This is a genomic window from Paenibacillus sp. ALE3 (genome assembly GCF_054113405.1).
Genome location: NZ_CM134214.1, coordinates 60,885 through 78,465, shown reverse-complemented (window position 1 = coordinate 78,465; position 17,581 = coordinate 60,885). Strand labels below are relative to the sequence as shown.

The following is a 17,581-nucleotide window of genomic DNA, read 5'->3' as shown; positions in this document are numbered from 1 at the left end:
ACCCGCACATGTACTCTACCAATAAACAAAAAAATCCTCTTATGTTAATAGACTTATTATAAAGGCAAAAGTTCCGAAATCCCGCCAACTAATTCATAAAATCTAAAACAGTGAATTGACGAATACAATATTGGCGCACTATAATACACATGAACTTATGAGTTCATTTTAAACCAGTAAGTTTAACAGAGACTTATGACCCTATTGGAAGGATGGATAATAATCATGAATAAACAACGGGCCATCATCATACTCACCTTATCACTGAGCCTCGCCATCGCTGGATGCTCTACCGGAAAAAAAGATGCTGCTTCAGGTTCATCCGCACAGCCGACCGTTGTGCGCACTACAGTCGTCAAAAACACACCACTCCATACCGCCTATGACTTGTCAGGTACCCTTCAGGCTTATGAGGAACGTACACTAGCCTTTCAAAACGGCGGTACCGTCACTAGCGCTGAGATCACGACCGGTACTCTTGTCCAAAAAGGTACAATCATTGCCCGTCTAGATGACGCTGACTATAGGCTGCAGGTTGCACAGGCAACGGCCTCGATCCAAGAAGCTCTAGCCGGTATAGATAACGCACAGGCTAACCTACAGGCAGCTAACTCTGCGATTCAATCTGCCGATGCTGGTATTGCGAATGCTCGTGCAAATGTCAGCAAGGTCAACAAGGGTGCGCGCGCTCAGGAAAAACAGCAAGCTCAAACCACTGTCGATAAGGCACAAAGCGCCTATAACAAAGCCAAGGCGGATAGCGAGCGGACACAAAAGCTGTTTGAGGCGGGGGCAGCTACCGCGTCGGATAACGAGAACGCCCGCCTGAACGCTACCACTGCTCTTCAAAATCTGGAGCAAGCGAAAGCTTCCTTATCTCTTTTGCTGGAAGGGGCCACAGCCGAAGAGCATCAATCTGTCCAAGCTTCCTTTCAGGATGCGATTGCAGGTAAAACTAAAGCTCTTGCAGCCAGCGAACAAGCAGAGGCTTCCCAAAAACAAGCGCGTGCCAATTACGAAAAAGCCCTTGTCGCCAAGGACCAGGCAGAGCTAGCACTGTCACGCACCCGTTTAACTTCTCCCGTGAACGGCGTAATCTTAGACAAAATCGTGAATACAGGCGATTTGGTCGCGTCAGGCCAAGCGGTTTATCGCATAGGCTCCATTGACCGTCTCAAAGTGCTACTTCCCGTACCGGACAGTGAAATTAAGGATTGGAAAAAGGGACAACAGGTACAGGTAGCGCTCTACGAAGAAACTCGTCAAGGTACGGTGTCCAACATCTATCCTTCAACCAGCACAGATACAGGGAGAGTTAACGTAGAGATTGTCATTGCCAATCCAAAGCGAGACTGGTTACCCGGCCAGGTCATTAAAGCTGCGCATCAGGTGACAGACAAGAATGGAATTCTTGTTCCTGCAGAAGCGGTCATCAATACGGGAAGCAAGCCCTTTATTTTCAAAGATGTTCAAGGAAAAGCGGTTAGAACCCCTGTGGAGCTTGGCAATCAGGTTGTAGAAAACCAATTGCAAATTGTATCTGGGCTTCGTGAAGGAGAACGTATTGTCGTTAAAGGGGCAGAAAATCTGTTTGATGGAAATGCGATTCAGTCGGAAGAAGGCGGACGCCCATGATTGAGTACATCGTAAAAAAACGAAAAATTACATTACTGTTTTTTGTCATGCTGATTACAGTCGGGGTTTTCGGTTTTTTCCAGTTACCACAGCAGGAAATGCCCGACGTGACTATACAGAACGCTACGGTCACAACCGTCTATCCCGGTGCTTCGCCACAAAAAGTAGAACAAACCGTAACTAAAGAGCTGGAGAAACGCATCAAGGAGGTTGAAGGTGTTAAAACGATTAATTCGACCTCTGGGAACGGATTCTCATCTATTTTAATCGAATCCAAAAATGGAATTGATCCTCAAACGGTTTGGGATAATATGCGTAAAAAAGTGCAGGATGCACAAGCTGATCTTCCTCAAGGCGCTGAAGTGCCTGTTGTAAATGACAAGCTGACCAGCTCATTTATCGGCTCTTATGCCCTGACTGCCGACTCATCTGCACCCCTGTATAAACTAAATGATTTGACCAACACCTGGAAAGATCAACTTAATACAATTTCCGGCGTATCCAGTGTCAAATTCAATGGTCTTCCCGATCAGGAAGTACGTGTTCATATTGACAACCAAAAGCTTCAGCAATATCAATTATCGTGGGGTCAAGTGGCTCAAGCAATCCAGTCTCAGATGGATCGGGTTCCTACTGGTAATATTGAATACAACGGACGAACCTATCAACTCGTTGTTCGTGAGACCGAAAAAGCTGATGAATTAAATCAGGTCATTTTGACACGTACCAAAGAAGGTAACCCTGTTTATTTAAGAGATATCGGTGCAACTGAGCTGGCACATCCTGAGGCGGAATATTTCGCTTACGTAGAGGGTAAACCGGCCATTACACTAAGTATTGGGGCGGAAACAGGCACAGACATCCCTTCTATGAGCGCAAAGGTCAATAGCAAGCTCAAAGAGCTGGAGAAAACACTCCCTGCGGGTGTTCACTTACAGACTCTCTTTGCACAAAAGGATCAGGTAAGCCATATCTTTGACGACTTAAAGCGTGAAACGATTCTGGCCATTGCAGCGGTTATTCTTGTTTGTATGTTGGGCTTGAATTTACTCACCTCAGCTTTTGTCGCGCTGGCAATCCCTATTTCGGTTTCGATTGCCGTTATCTTTTTACCTATGTTCGGCATTACTCTAAATCAGATTTCCGTTGTCGGTCTGATCATTGTACTCGGCATACTCGTGGATGACGCTGTAGTGGTAAACGATAATATTGAGCGCAGACTTACGGAATTAGGAGAGCCACCCTCCGTTGCAGCTATAAAAGGTACCAAAGAGGTCATGCTATCTATTTTGATTGCAACATTGGCCACGATCTCTGCCTTTGCTCCATTGTTGTTTCTGCCCGGAAATGTAGGTGCCTTTATTAGACCCATTCCCACCATTGTTTCTCTGGCCATGTTAGCTTCTATGATCATGTCTCTCACGATCATCCCTATTTTTCGAGAGTGGTATGAGAAACGCAGACAGACTCGTCATCCTCAGAGGAAATCTAAACCAGTAGGCTTGCTCGGTCAGCAGATTCACTCTTTAAACAAGCTTTATTCACAAAAGCTGATGCCTAAAGTCATTCAGCGTCCCTTGCTGACGGCTATGGTTGGACTCATGCTTGGAACAGCCGCTTATGGATTAGTTCCCTTTACATCGGTTGAGCTTTTCCCTGAATCTGAAGATCCTCATGTTGCATTAAATGTAAAAATGCCTGTAGGCACTTCCATTGCGGAAACCGACCAGGTCGTTAAAGATCTTGCAGGCTGGATTAAGAAGCAACCCGAAACTTCCAAGGTCGTTTACAGTGCAGGTGGGACTGCCCCCCAACTGTTTAGTGACATTAATAGTGCGGGTGGAACTATCAGTTATAACGAAACCGTAGGTCAGATTGCTGTTGTCGGAAAAGAGAACGTATTCGATCTCAATTCGACAGTTGATGCTTGGGAACAACATGTTAAGAAATCCTACCCTGGCGTTACGGTTACCATGTATGTTCCCCGTCTTGGGATTCCAGTAGGTAAACCCGTTTCTATTCGTATCTCAGGTCAGGATCTGAATGAACTGCAAACCCTTGCCCAAAAAGCAAAGGAGCAGATCGCGACAGTTGAGGGCACAACGGGCATCGTAGATGACATAGGAATTGAACGATATGCCCTCGAGCTTGAGGTCAACAAACAAGCCATGGATCAGTATCTAGTAAGCTACACAGATTTGACTCGTACCCTTCTTCTGTTAAAAGAAGGAGCTCAAGTCAGTCAATTCGATACGGGAAGCAGTCTGGTAGATATCAAAATGTATTTGAATCACAGTAACGAGGAGCCAAGTAAGCTTTTCCAACAATTAAGTGTAGTGAATACAGCTGGCAAGCAAATTCCATTAAACCAGCTTGTACAGATTAAACCGTCATTTGCTATTCAGCAAATCAAGCATTACAATATGGAGCGGACGATTACGGTCGAAGCTGACTTGAATGGAAGAACTGCAAGTGAAGCCATGGTAGATGTGGAAGGCAAACTGGCACAAATGAAGTTCCCTGAAGGCTATAAATGGGAGGTAGGCGGTGAAACATCCGATCAGTCCACCATATTCGGAGATTTAGGGAAGCTGGCGATTGTTGTAGTCTTACTCATTTTACTCTTGATCACGATGCAGTTTTATTCACTCTCCATTCCTATTATTATTATGACGACCGTGTACCTAGCAGCTGCCGGCGGGATTATTGGTATTTTTCTAACTGGTATGCCCATCGGTTTTATGAGTATCATGGGAATTATCGCACTTGCGGGTATTGTGGTACGGAACGGGATTGTCTTAATTGAATTTATCGAGGATGCAAGACATGAAGGAGTGGAGTTAAGGGAAGCCGTAATACAAGCCGCCGCTGCTCGCTTCAGACCGATTTTGTTGACTTCCCTGGCTGCCATTGTAGGTATGATTCCATTAGCACTATTAGGGAGCCTGCTCTTTAAGCCACTGGCGTTCACCGTCATTTTCGGTTTGTTATTTTCAACCTTGTTAACTTTGTTTGTGGTGCCGTCCTTGTATATGATCATGGCCAAGTACAAGATGCACCGGCAACTCAAAAAACAGCAGCACACAGTTATTACACGTGACCAACCTTTGTAATGTATGAAGTATCGAATTCCGCATGCTGTCGAGTTGGTTCCTGGAGGGAGTATGTATGGAAAGTAAAAAAAATGATATTTTACAGGCGGCCATTCGGCTGTTCTCCAGAAAAGGCTATTATTCAACATCTGTTGAAGAAATCGCTAAAGAAAGTGGAATGGCAAAAGCATCCTTCTATAAATATTTTCAAGGGAAAGAAGAATTGCCTTTGGAAATGTGTGTCATTCTGGAAAACAATATTGAACAAGACATCCGAACTCTCTACAGTAAACCTGACCTATCTAAACACGATAAGCTGCACGGTTTTATTGTACTCTACTTGAAAAATCTTGTTGAAAACAAAGTGTATCTCATGATGGATCTTCCTGAGCCTTCCATGCTTATTTTTCAAAATGAACAACTCAATGGTGCGTTTGAACAGCATGAATACAAATTATACAAATGGGTTCGCGACTGCCTGATTGATATTTTTGGACCAGGCATTGAAGATCATGCATGGGATATAACCTTTGTGCTGAAAAGCATTGTGTTTGAATATATTCGCTTCTTTGCCGATCGGATGAATGATGAAACGATTGAGCATCTAACACAGTTTATCATCTTCTTATCCAGTTCCTTGGCAACCAGCCTGAGCAGTGCTGATCCCGCTCCACATTTGTTTTGGAGCAAGAAAGGCTGGTTACCCGAGAGCGCTTTAAGTAATCCCTTTGACCAAGGTCGTCAAATTAACGGCCTTCTCCACTCCCTGGAAGACAGTATACTGCTGTCTTCGTGGAGCTCAGAGGAGAAACAGGAATGTCAGCAAATTTACGCTCAAATAAAGGAAGAGGCTCTGAAATCGAACCCTCAAAAAGGTCTCTTGAAAGCTCTTTTTGCGTATTTGGAGCAATATAAGGAAGTACAGAAGGTGTGTCATTTACTCAGAAATTTATTGGGTCTCGCACCGATATCCGAATAGTGGAGCGAAATTAAGTACACTGTGGCAAGTTCATAGCTAATAGCAAGCATATCAAAAAAAGACTGTCTCATGCATAGCATGAACAGTCTTTTTAGGTTAATGCATCATTCTGATAACCTACGAGGATTATAACCCCGCTTGCTCTCTCAGAATTTCCGCTTTATCTACACTCTCCCACGGTACATCCAGATCTGTACGTCCAAAGTGACCGTAGGCAGCTGTTTGCTTGTAAATTGGACGACGCAGATCCAACATGCGAATGATGCCTGCTGGGCGAAGATCGAAGTTATTTCGAATCAATTCAACGAGTTTTTCATCACTGACTTTCCCTGTTCCGTATGTATCGACGTTAATCGAAACAGGCGTAGCTACACCGATGGCATAAGCAAGCTGTATTTCAACCTTGTCAGCCAATCCAGCTGCCACGAGGTTTTTCGCCACATAACGAGCAGCATAAGCAGCAGAACGGTCCACTTTTGTTGGATCTTTACCCGAAAATGCTCCCCCGCCATGACGTGCATAACCACCGTACGTATCCACAATAATTTTACGGCCTGTCAGACCTGCATCCCCTTGAGGACCACCGATTACAAAGCGTCCTGTCGGATTAATGTAGTACTTGGTTTGCTCATCCAGCAATTCGGCAGGAACCACTGGCAAAATAACCTTTTCTTTGATATCTGCTTGAATTTGCTCCAAAGTAGTATCTTCTGCATGCTGCGTAGAAACCACAATGGCATCAATACGGACAGGTTTGCCATTTTCATATTCTACCGTTACTTGAGTTTTACCATCTGGACGAAGGTAATTCAGTGTTCCATCCTTACGCACTTCAGACAAGCGTCGTGCAATACGGTGAGACATAGCGATAGGAAGAGGCATTAGCTCAGGTGTTTCGTTCGTAGCAAAACCGAACATTAATCCTTGGTCCCCAGCCCCAATGTTTTCTGTTTCCTTATCTACTTCAGCAGGATCACGGCTTTCCAGGGCAGCGTTAACCCCTTGAGCAATGTCTGGCGACTGTTCATTCAAAGAAGTCAATACAGCACAAGTATTATAGTCAAAACCGTATTTTGCACGTGTATAACCAATTTCCTTAATCGTATTACGAACAATGGATGGAATATCCACGTATTCCGATTTGGAGCTGATTTCACCAATGACGAGAACAAGACCGGTAGCTACCGATACTTCACATGCTACCCGTGCATTAGGGTCATTAGCCAAAAAGGCGTCCAATACAGCATCGGATATCTGATCACAAATTTTATCCGGATGGCCTTCTGTTACAGACTCGGACGTGAACAAATGACGACCTTTTACAGACATGAATTTCAACCTCCCACAATTAAAATACATGAGGATTTTTAATAAATCCTAACATGGCATGGCATTATTCAGTTACCTTCAACCCAACAAATGACGGAAGATATCTTTTACACCTGATTAACAAAAAATGAACCTTTTCCGGTAGGAAAAGGTTGCGTACAAGCCTCAAATGCCATGATATCCTATTTAAAACAAGGTGTCAATTCATGTCATCCAAATAACAAAATTCGAAAATGAAGTGAGTTTACATGCGAACCATTTTGATCCACATGTAAATAGCTCCAGTTTATACCTACTATTTGTTTAAAATCTGTATAAATAATTACAATTTATAATGTACCAAATTCAGATAAGCTACGTTCAGCGGATTGTATCAATCTTTTAGTAATCTCTCCACCAACGGAGCCATTTTGTCTTGAAGTTAAATCGCGCCACGCTACATTTTGACTCCTCGTAAACTCTCCCAACTCTGCAGCAAATTCACTGTCAGCATTCGGATGTATATGTGCATATTGAGGATTATAAACAGGCAACCCAAATTCGGCAGCAATTTCATACTTCAAATCATCTAACCTGGCACGGCTTTCGGGAATTAATCGTCTTTGACCTCTTGACGCCATTGTACGCACCCTCCACTCAATGAATTATTTTTCATGAAGTTAGTGTGCAGTGTTTAAAGTCAACTTAGCCAAGAACAATTTGCTATCCCAAGCAGGATTTAAGAAAAAGAGTACCTTAAAAAGAGATAGACCCCAGTTATTGAACAGTATAGCCGCCACGTACCATAACGACTAAGCCATACTTTTGGCCTTCTTTTACTTGAATACCTCTTCCTTCTCTAGGAAACGATAATAAATGATTTTTTTCGACAGCCTGGTTATGAACAATTTCAGTTCCAGAAGTAATATCAATAGCACCACTGGCATCCATGCTATACACAACAGCATTTCCATTACGTAAAATAAATTCTGCTCCAGCTTTAGCAATTAGTTTCTGACCAGGCTTTACATCAACAACCTTCAAAGCCTCTGTCTGCTCCACCGTTGAACTTTTAGTTGCATTAGAGGTTCCTGAAGACGTGGTTGTATTAGAAGTAGTGGTGTTTGTTGCTGGAGCAGTCGAACTAGTTGTCTTACTACTAGTACTACTTGCACTTCCCCCACCTTTGATGGCTTGAGCAATTTTTTGATCAACATAGCTTTTGGTTACGACTGGATCATCAGCTGTTCCAGGTTGTCCAGAACTGGAGGCTCCATTGACTGAATTGTTCATCAAAGAGCCAGCCACAATTCCTCCTCCAAGTAAAACAACAGCCAACGATACTTTATAGCGTGATTTCATGAAGACCTCCTACTGCAGGTTATAACAAGTATAGGTAAGCTTAAATTATTGCGCACTTGCTCCAGCGGAACCTTGCATAGCCCATGGCTTATTGAAAGCCAGCTTCAAAGTATCAATACTTGAAACAATATCTTCCGCTTGTTGTTCAGCGGTAGTCACTTTCAAATTAGCCTCGTAAACCTGAAGCTCTGTAGCCAATCCAACATCAAATTGCTTTTTAGCCATATCAGCCGCACTTCTTGCACTCACCAAACCGGCTTGAATCTGTGAGTACTGACTTTCCAATGCTTTGATGTTGTTATAAATTGTTCTCACAGCTTCTTCCAATTGTCTCTTTGTGCCTTCTGTAGCATACTGAGCCTTTTCAACATTAAGTTGTTCAGCTTCATAAGGGGTATTTCCTGGAGTGCTAAAGTTATAAAGCTTCAAACTCAGTTCAGCCAAATCCACTTTTTGCTCACTCAACCAAATGGCAGTGCTGCTAGTGAGTACTTGGCTTACTTTTGTCTCTACATTATCTTTAAATTCAGAATATACAGGCTTATCCTTCAATTCATAACGTTGCTCTGGTTTGTAGCCAATCAATTGATTTAAAGATACATATGCACTATCCAAATCTTTTTTAGCTTTATCCAAAGCTGCTTGATTTTGAGTCAACTGATTGGTCGCTTGGGTAACTTCATAATCACTCGACATTTGATTATCTCTCTTGATTTGCGCAACTTTAAGTTTTCGCTCTGCATCTTCAATATTCAATGCTGCCAGTTTAACCGCATTTTGTTTTTGAAGGAGTTTATTGTATAGATCCTTCACGTTATATTCAATACCTTCTTTGGTCAGTTCCAGGTTCTTTTTAGCTGCTTCATAATTAAGGTTCGTTTGGGCATAACCTTTGTAAGCTTTATCTAGTGCTTCAACACCTGCCTCAGCGGGAACAAAGTCAATATTCTTACCCGCTTCTTTCATAATTTTCCCAGCCTGATCAATACTTGTTTCAACTGTTTTGATTGAAGTGCTATCAACAATAGCCAATTTAACTGCGTCATCATAACTTAAGGAATCATTATAGTAGGTATCATAAGTAACTTTGGTTACAGGGGCTGTGAGTGGCTTACTGGACAAGCTATTAGTGTCAGTGACGCTCCCATTAGCTTGATTCGAAATGGTCACTGTTCGTGTAGCTTGATCCCAATTTACTTTGGCGCCTAATGATTGGCTCACAAAACGTAAAGGAACGAGCACTTGACCCTTTTGAATTTGAGTTGCCGCATCGAGCTGTACAGGATTACTGTTTTTATAGGCAAGTTTAGAACCAATATTTAAAGTTAATGTATCATCATTTTTAGATGCTATTACTTTTTTGGCTTTGCTGTCCCACTCTACTTGCGCTCCCAAGCTTTCAAAAACACCACGAAGAGGCACTAGGGTTGTATTTTGACTGACTATCGGAGACTGTGTATATTGCTGAGTTACACCGTTAATAATAACCTTTATATCACCTGACTGAGCTCCTGCAAGATTAGCAAACGCAGAAGTAAGAACCAATGTGGATAGTAATGCCACTCCAAAACGTTTCATAACTTTTCTCCTTTGTCAATAAGACTAATAAAAGAAAAGGGCTCCAAAAGGAACCCTCTTCTCATCTAATTCAGTTAACTCAAAAGAGTTGCTCTTAAATTAGTTGTTGTTTTCAACAGTTACTGTTTTAGCAGTTGCATCATAGTTGATGGATGCATCCAGCGCTCTGCTCACCCAGAAGATAGGCAGTACAGTACGGTTTTTGTTAGTTACAGCTTTAACGTCCATACGAATCACAGAACCGTTAACAGTCAACAGGTTAGTGTTCAGTTTGATTTGAGCAACGCGGTCACCTTTAATCAGGGTAACTGTGGAAGTTGCTTTGTCAAACAGGATGTTTTGTGGGGATACACCCAAAGCTTCAGCTGCATAACGTACTGGCAAGTAAGTGCGTCCGTTTTCAGCATAAGCAGCTACATCAGCTGTTTTAGATTGGCCGTTCACAGTGTAAGAAGTGCTTCCCAGTGTGAAGACAGCTTTAGTTTTAGTAGCACCTGGAGCTGGAGTTCCAATAGTTGCGATTGCTGTTTCAGCAGCAGACGTATTATTGTCTTTCCAGTTTTGAGTTACACTGCTACCTTTGTACGCAGTGTAAGAAACAGCACTACCTTTCAGTTTAGCAACGATATCGCCTTGAGCTACAGTACGGTCAACAGTCAGCTTAGGAGCTGAAATTGTGATTGTACTTGGAGTTGTGCTTTCGCTATCAACGTAGAAAGTCAAACGACCTTTGTTGCTATCGCCGTAAGTATCTGTAGATACGCTCTTGATCTTAGCATCACCAGTTGTAACTTTCACATCTGGAGTAGAAGCAAAGCGAACGCCAACAGGCAATTCCAGAACTACTTCACGGTTTCCGTCTTTTGTCAAAGCTTCTTTAGCAGCTTCAGTGATTGTGATATCACCAATTTGCTGATCTCCCAGACCGATTGTCAGGGTTGGTTTGGAAGCAGCAGCCAAAGTAACTGCTTGTTTCACAGTTGCAACCTTAACAGTACCATTCAGACCTTGGCTACCAGCAACTTCAACATTCAGATCTCCGGAGAAACCTGGTTGAGTAGCAACTTCGAAGTTTTTCAAAGTCAGTTTACCTGGGTCATTAGTTGTTTTGCTTCCTTTGTAAGTCAATCTCAAAGTACGTTTGTCGGAATCGGTATAAGTAACATCTACTCCACTGAAACCATTTGCGTATTCAAGAGATCCACTAAATTCGTTTTTAGCAGGATCAGCTTTGTCAAAAGTAGACTGCCAACGAGCACCTTCTGGCAAACGCAAAGTTACTGTACGTCCTTCTACAAAAGAACCAGCTACAGCTTCTTTAACAACCAAGTCACCGATTTTTTGCTCGTCATGACCAGCAAGGATTGTTGTTGGTGTAGCTACAGATACACCACCACCGATTTGACCATAGCTACCTACTACAAGGGAGCTAACGTCAGTAGTAGCATTACCAGAAATATTAGCTACTACATCGCCTTCTTTAGTGTTAGTCTCATCATCAACGTAGAAGCTCAATGGGAGATTAATAGCACTTTGTTCGGTAGTAGATTTATCTGTGGACAAAGTCAAAGTGTCGCCATCTACAGAAGGAATTACTTTGACACCAGCACCACCATACAAGAATTGAGTGTTTGTGAAGTCAGGAGCGTTCCATTTGAAACCACTTGGCAGTTTCAATTTAATGTTTCCTGTTTTCAGTGATCCAGCCGTTTGTTCTTTAACATTCAAAGTGAAAGTAAAGTTGTCAGTGTTGGAAACAGTATCTTTAGCAGCCAAAGAGATTTGACCAGAAGAAACCACATTCGCAATCACTACTTCACCACTAGTCAAACCACTGTTGGAAGCAGCATCAATTGTTGCTTTAACTGGTCCATTGCTTGGTCCAGTTACATTAATTTTGCTGAAGTTCAGGTAAAGAGTAACATCATCACTCAGGTTAGTTCCACCAGAAACACTGATTTTTGCAGAGTTTACTCTGTTAGTACCATTGTACAAAGGTTGTGCGTCAACTTTAAGGCCAGTGTTGCCATCAAAGTCTGCATACACACCCAAACCGTAAGTAGCGTCGCTAACACTTCCAGTTTTAATGTCATTAACAGTGGTACCAATAACGCCAACAGTTTTATCAGCTTTTGAGTTATCAAACTCGAAGCCTTTAGGCAAAGTCACAGTAAAAGAAGAATTGTTTTGAAGGGATGCTTTACTAATTACTACTTTTACTCTGCCATCAAATGTACCTACACTATCTTTCACATACAATTTAGCATTGGCATCAATTGTAGGAGTATTTAGAGATGTGTAGCTGGAAGATGCATGGATAGCAGTTGGTGCAGTCAATGCTGCGATTGGAGCTGCTACACCAGCAACCAATGTTGCTGTTGCCAGCACGTTGATCATTTTTTTGTTAAACTTTGTCATAACCTTTTTTTCTCCTCCTTGAATATAAACAGAAATATTATTTTTGTCTTTTTGTCGGATCTTGTCACTCATCAGTCGTTACACCTCCTTTCCGAGCTTTATGAGAACCCTTATAAAATGATATCTGTGACAATATCACAGAAGCTTGGAATCTAGTTGAAAGAAAGCGTCCATTTATGACGTACTCCAGTATTATACAATGTGATAACAATGCAGTAAAGATTTTTTTTAGCGAATTTTGTCTTTACGCTTTTGTACCCCTTTGTTTCATACTCACCCAATTAGACGTAGCATGGGTCCAAAAAGTTGCGTCTGTTTCAAAAAAAATTTTATTTTTTTTGATTATGTATTCCGCTTTCCACAGTCATAATTATACTATTGAACCTGTTCCTCCGTCATCCTACAACTTTTACCTTCTCAACCTTAAATGTACAGGGGTATTTTCTGTACATTAATTAGGTCTTTAATGGAGTATATTCGTAACGAATAATCCATAGAATACATAAAGTACATAAAGACTATAGATTCCTTAGAAATCTAATACTCTAATACACTTTAAATAGTAGAAATGACGGAGAACAGCAATATAATGTAAATATAACGAAACAAATTATTTTACTACATTAATCTTCGCGCCATCTGAAAGCAAACTTACGCCCTTAACGACGACATTTTGTCCCTCAGTGAGCCCCTTGGTGACCTCAACCTGTTTGGCACTTTCCTGGCCTGTCTGCACTTCTACCCTCTTAGCAACAGTACCCTCCACTACATATGCATATTTCTTCCCTGCCTGCTCTGTAACAGCATCCTGCGATACTAAAATGTTTTTAGGAGCCTCTGTCTTCATATATACAGTTACAACCATCCCTGATTTTAATTCGCCAGAACCATTAGGAACCGAAATCTCGACAGGATATGCCTTGAGGTCATTATCCATTACCGGATTGACGGCCGACACTCTGGCTTCAATGCGCTTGTCTAATGAGTCCACACCTACAGTTACAGATGAACCCACCTGCATCTTCAGAAGCTCTGATTCAGAAACGTTGACTTTAGCAATGATAGGATTGGTATTTGCAATTGTAACAACTGCAGATTGCGCACTAACCATTTGTCCTTGAACTCCTGTTACTACCGATATCGTGCCGGAAATCGGAGCTTTGACTACAGCATCCACCAGTTGGCTACGTGCTGTGTCTAAACTGGCTTTGGCTTGATTTACAGAAGCGCGCGCTACGTCTATGCCTGTTTTCTGTTGTGCAAGACGCAATGATTTCTGAGCATTATTATATGTTGTTTGTGCACTTTCTTTGGATGTTTGTGCATTGTGAAGTGCGATCTGTGCATTTTCCACCGCAGTTTGAGCCTTTCGATACGCTATTTGAGACTGCTCTAACTCGGATTGAGATAGAGCTCCCGCACTAAACAACTGTTGGTTGCGATTAAGCGTATTTTGTGCATCACGTACGGAATTCTGAGCATCAAGCAAGCTGGTCTGAGCTTGAGTAATGGAATTGTCTTGCTGTACAAGCGCACTTTTGGCTTGATCCACACTGGACTCTGACTGTTGCACAGATTGTGCTGCGCCTGACTCAGCCTGTTTTAAATTGGCTAAGGCAACCTGGTATGATTCCTGGGATTGCTTAATTGAGTCCTGTATATCCTTTTGGTCTATAGTAAACAATGTGTCGCCTTTGTTTACCTTTTGTCCCACTGTAAGGTTAATACTTTGAATTTTACCGCTAATCTTTGGAGATACCTGAGCTGTCTCTTTGGGAGCAAAGCTTCCAATAATCCCTGTTGAATCCTTAATGCTACCTTTAGTCACTTTTGCCACTTGAACTGGGATTGCCTTCTGCACTGAAGCTGGTGCAGCAGGGGCCTCCCCCCCACCGCAGCCTGCTAATGCAACTGATAAAAGCAAAGTTGTGGCAATCAGAGCACTTTTTTTATTCATTATGTTTCTCCACCTCACCTTATATATGAACACTTTTTTGTAGTTTCGCTTCTTTTTTTAGTTGTTTCTTTTCTTGTCTTTTCAGTTTGCGATTTTTACGTTTTTGAATGATATTGTCCAAAATAACATAAACAACCGGAATAAGAATTAGCGTGACCAAAGCTGCGAAGGATAACCCGAATACAACAACAACCGCCATAGGAGCTTGTGTCTCATTACCGTCACCTTTAGCAAATGCCATAGGAATCAAAGCTAGTACAGTAGCCAGCGTTGTCATCAAAATCGGACGCAACCGCTCAGACGCTCCATGAATAATAGCTTCATCTCGATCTTCGCCTTCTTTTCGAAGCTGAATAATGTAATCAATCATAACAATAGCATTGTTGACGACCAAGCCGACGAGCATGATGTAACCAGTAAAAGCTGGTACACTGAGGCTCGCTCCCGTTACAACAAGACCAATAAGCACCCCAATTAACGTAGGCGGAATCGAAAACATAATAACAAATGGTGTAAGCAACGATTCAAACTGTCCTGCCATAACCATATAAATCAGAACTACAGATAGCAGAATAGCTATGGCTAAGTTTATAAAGGACTCCATCATTTGTTCATTTTGCCCGCCTCCCGTATCTGCACTATAACCTTCTGGGAAGTGGGTACTCTTCAAAAGAGCATCTATTTTTTGATTGACGCTTAGAATGTCACCTGATCCATCAATGTCAGCAGAAATCTGTACTTGACGCGTTTGATCTTCACGGGTGACACTATCCGGTACAGCGCGTTTATCAATACTTGCTACTGAAGATAAAGGTACATCAATCCCTTGTGAAGTGGTAATACGTAATGCATTCAGATAGGACCAGTCATGGCGATTCTGCTCTGGCAAAGATATTTTCACATCGATTTGATCATCACCTGTGCGATAGCTTGTTGCAACAGATCCATTAAAGGAAGTGTTCACAGCGGATAAAATTTGTGTTGCTGATAAGCCATATTGACTAGCAAGTTCTCGGTTAACAGTAATCTCATATTCTTCGCGAACCGCATTCAAAGAACTTTTTACATTGACCGTTCCCGGTATGTTCTTTACGCCAGCAACGAGATTGTCGGAGAGTTCCCTCAAGACATCCATATCGTCGCCTTTCAGATTAATGTTAACAGCTGCTCCAGTCGAAAGACCTGTTGCGGACGCCAGTGTAATCTCTGCATCCGGAATACTATCAAATTTCTTACGAAGGCCTTCAACTATAACATCTGTTGCTTGATGGCCATCCTTCAGCGTTACACTTAGTTGTGCCGAATTGGATGGAGCCGCCCCTGAATAACCAGAAAGACCACCAGAACCAACAGTCACCGTCATTTTATCCAGATCAGGAACTTTCAAAATTTCTTTTTCTATACCTTGAACAACTCTTTCAGTTTCCTCTAGAACTGTTCCATTAGGAAGTTTCACTGTAACTGAGAATTCCCCAGTGTCGGATTCAGGAATAAATTCAGCCTTAACCATAGAAATCAGAGCCCCAGCTGCCACAAACATTAATACAGTAATAATTAAAACAGATTTTCTATGATTAATGCCCCACTTCAGTACACGTCGATAGCCACCCTTAAATTTCTCAAATCCGATATTAAACCACACAATAGGGTTAATACCTTTATAAGTACCTGAAGAATATATAGATTCATCCGGTACGGTAGGCAACCAACGTGACCCCAGCATCGGCACAATCATAAGGGATACGAGCAAGGCTGCTATATGAGAAAAGATAACAGTTAGTGCCAACGGTTTAAACATAACTCCAGCAATACCATCAACAAAGACAACAGGTAAAAATACTACAATCTGTGCTAGTGCTGATGCCATAACCGCATTGCCTACTTGCTTGGAGCCGTCAATAGCTCCTTGTAGCATACTTTTCCCTTCATGTCGTTGCCTAAAGATATTTTCAATAATAACAACGGCAAAGTCGACAAAGGATCCTAGCCCCAGAAGCAAACCGCTCAGTGAAATAATATTAATGGTTTGTCCGGTGAAATACATCATCATAAACGTTGCTACGAAAGAAATTGGGATAACGATCGCAGCGATAATAGTAGAACGTATACTATTCAAAAATAACAGCAACACAATGGCTGCGATAATAAGCCCTAATATAGCATGCTCTATTAGTGAGTGTACGGAATCGCTAATGGGTTTGGAAGCATCCGTTACCATCTCCAGTTGAGTTCCCGGAGGCAGGTCCTTCCGTATTGACTCCAAACTTTCCTTCACAGAATTCGCGATTGAAAGAGTATTTCCACCTGTAGCCTTAGTAACAGAAATATTAATACTTGGCTTCCCGTTAAAGGTAGAAATAGTGGTAACCTCTTCTACGGAGTCTTCAACTGTCGCGATATCCTTCAATTTCACGCTTCCCTTACCTACAGGGATTGGGGTTTCGCCCATTTCTGAAACAGCTTTATATTCACCTTGAACTCGAAGTTGAATTTGTGTATTACCACGATATACAGAACCCGCAGAACCAGCAATATTATTAGCCGATAGGGCCTGGCGGATTTGATCCAGCGTAATGCCATAGCTTTGAAGCTTGGCCTGATCCACTGTAATCTTTACGAGTCGTTCTTGTCCACCTGACATGTTGGCTGCAGCTACTCCTGCAATTCTTTCAAGCCGCGGCTCGATAATATCTTCAGCAATAGGCTTCAGCTTGTTAATATCCTGGTCTCCTGTGAAAGCGAGGGTAATAACTGGCGTTGCATTGAGATCCACTTTAAGAACACGTGGCGAATTTGCTGCATCTGGAAGAGAACCTCTAATGGTATCAACTTTATCCCTCATATCGAGGGTTGCCTGGTTCATATCTACTCCCCAGTTAAATTGAATCATGACCATAGATGATCCTTCTGAAGACTCGGACGTGATTGTATCCACGTTCTCGATAGAAGCCAAACTTTTTTCAATAGGTTTAGTAACCAATTCCTCAACCTCAGTAGGCGTTGCGTTTGGAATACTAGTCACCACTGCAGCGTAAGGCAGCTTCATATCTGGCATATACTCGACAGGAAGCCTTAACGCAAAAATACCGCCCCCGATTAACAAAGCAACAATTAACATAAATACTGTTACAGGACGGCGTATTGAAAACTGAGACATCTCATCACTCCCCACTCACTTCTCTATGTAATATTTAAGCACACACATCCTCTACTACGATGAAATAGGCGTAAAGTTTCAGATAAATGCGCAAA

10 protein-coding genes are annotated in these 17,581 nt (G+C 42.2%); 3 read left to right on the top strand and 7 right to left on the bottom strand.

Going from position 1 to position 17,581, the window contains the following annotated elements:
* Positions 1–225: 225 nt before the first annotated feature.
* The 3 genes from ACXHJ2_RS00340 to ACXHJ2_RS00330 are packed head-to-tail and all read left to right on the top strand — an operon-like array spanning position 226 to position 5,706.
* Positions 226–1,635 carry an efflux RND transporter periplasmic adaptor subunit gene (locus tag ACXHJ2_RS00340; protein ID WP_165079743.1) on the top strand — a complete coding sequence of 470 codons (1,410 nt, stop codon included), beginning with the start codon at positions 226–228 and terminating at the stop codon, positions 1,633–1,635.
* Positions 1,632–4,748: an efflux RND transporter permease subunit gene (locus ACXHJ2_RS00335; protein WP_165079744.1), complete on the top strand. Its 3,117-nt coding sequence runs from the start codon at positions 1,632–1,634 to the stop codon at positions 4,746–4,748. Before ACXHJ2_RS00340 ends, ACXHJ2_RS00335 begins: the two co-directional genes overlap by 4 nt.
* A 55-nt stretch (positions 4,749–4,803) precedes the next feature.
* A complete protein-coding gene (locus ACXHJ2_RS00330) occupies positions 4,804–5,706 on the top strand; it encodes a TetR/AcrR family transcriptional regulator (protein ID WP_165079745.1) in 903 nt (300 codons plus the stop codon).
* A gap of 126 nt (positions 5,707–5,832) precedes the next feature.
* On the opposite strand, the gene metK is transcribed toward ACXHJ2_RS00330, so the two are convergent.
* The 7 genes from metK to ACXHJ2_RS00295 form a co-directional block, all read right to left on the bottom strand.
* On the bottom strand, positions 5,833–7,035 hold the full coding sequence (gene metK, locus ACXHJ2_RS00325) for a methionine adenosyltransferase (RefSeq protein WP_013373407.1): 1,203 nt from the start codon (positions 7,033–7,035) through the stop codon (positions 5,833–5,835).
* A gap of 329 nt (positions 7,036–7,364) precedes the next feature.
* A complete protein-coding gene (locus ACXHJ2_RS00320; RefSeq protein WP_013373408.1) occupies positions 7,365–7,655 on the bottom strand; it encodes an alpha/beta-type small acid-soluble spore protein in 291 nt (96 codons plus the stop codon).
* A gap of 136 nt (positions 7,656–7,791) precedes the next feature.
* Entirely contained in the window at positions 7,792–8,376 is a 585-nt protein-coding gene (locus ACXHJ2_RS00315; protein ID WP_058830213.1) for a hypothetical protein, read from the bottom strand.
* A 45-nt stretch (positions 8,377–8,421) separates the two neighbouring features.
* Positions 8,422–9,954, bottom strand: coding sequence for a stalk domain-containing protein (locus tag ACXHJ2_RS00310; RefSeq protein WP_058830214.1), 1,533 nt, complete (start codon positions 9,952–9,954; stop codon positions 8,422–8,424).
* A 99-nt stretch (positions 9,955–10,053) separates the two neighbouring features.
* A complete protein-coding gene (locus ACXHJ2_RS00305) occupies positions 10,054–12,444 on the bottom strand; it encodes a copper amine oxidase N-terminal domain-containing protein (protein WP_058830215.1) in 2,391 nt (796 codons plus the stop codon).
* Between the two features lie 538 nt (positions 12,445–12,982).
* On the bottom strand, positions 12,983–14,329 hold the full coding sequence (locus ACXHJ2_RS00300) for an efflux RND transporter periplasmic adaptor subunit (RefSeq protein ID WP_058830216.1): 1,347 nt from the start codon (positions 14,327–14,329) through the stop codon (positions 12,983–12,985).
* Between the two features lie 19 nt (positions 14,330–14,348).
* Complete coding sequence (locus tag ACXHJ2_RS00295) at positions 14,349–17,486, bottom strand: efflux RND transporter permease subunit (protein WP_058830217.1); 3,138 nt, start codon at positions 17,484–17,486, stop codon at positions 14,349–14,351.
* Between the last annotated feature and the right edge of the window lie 95 nt (positions 17,487–17,581).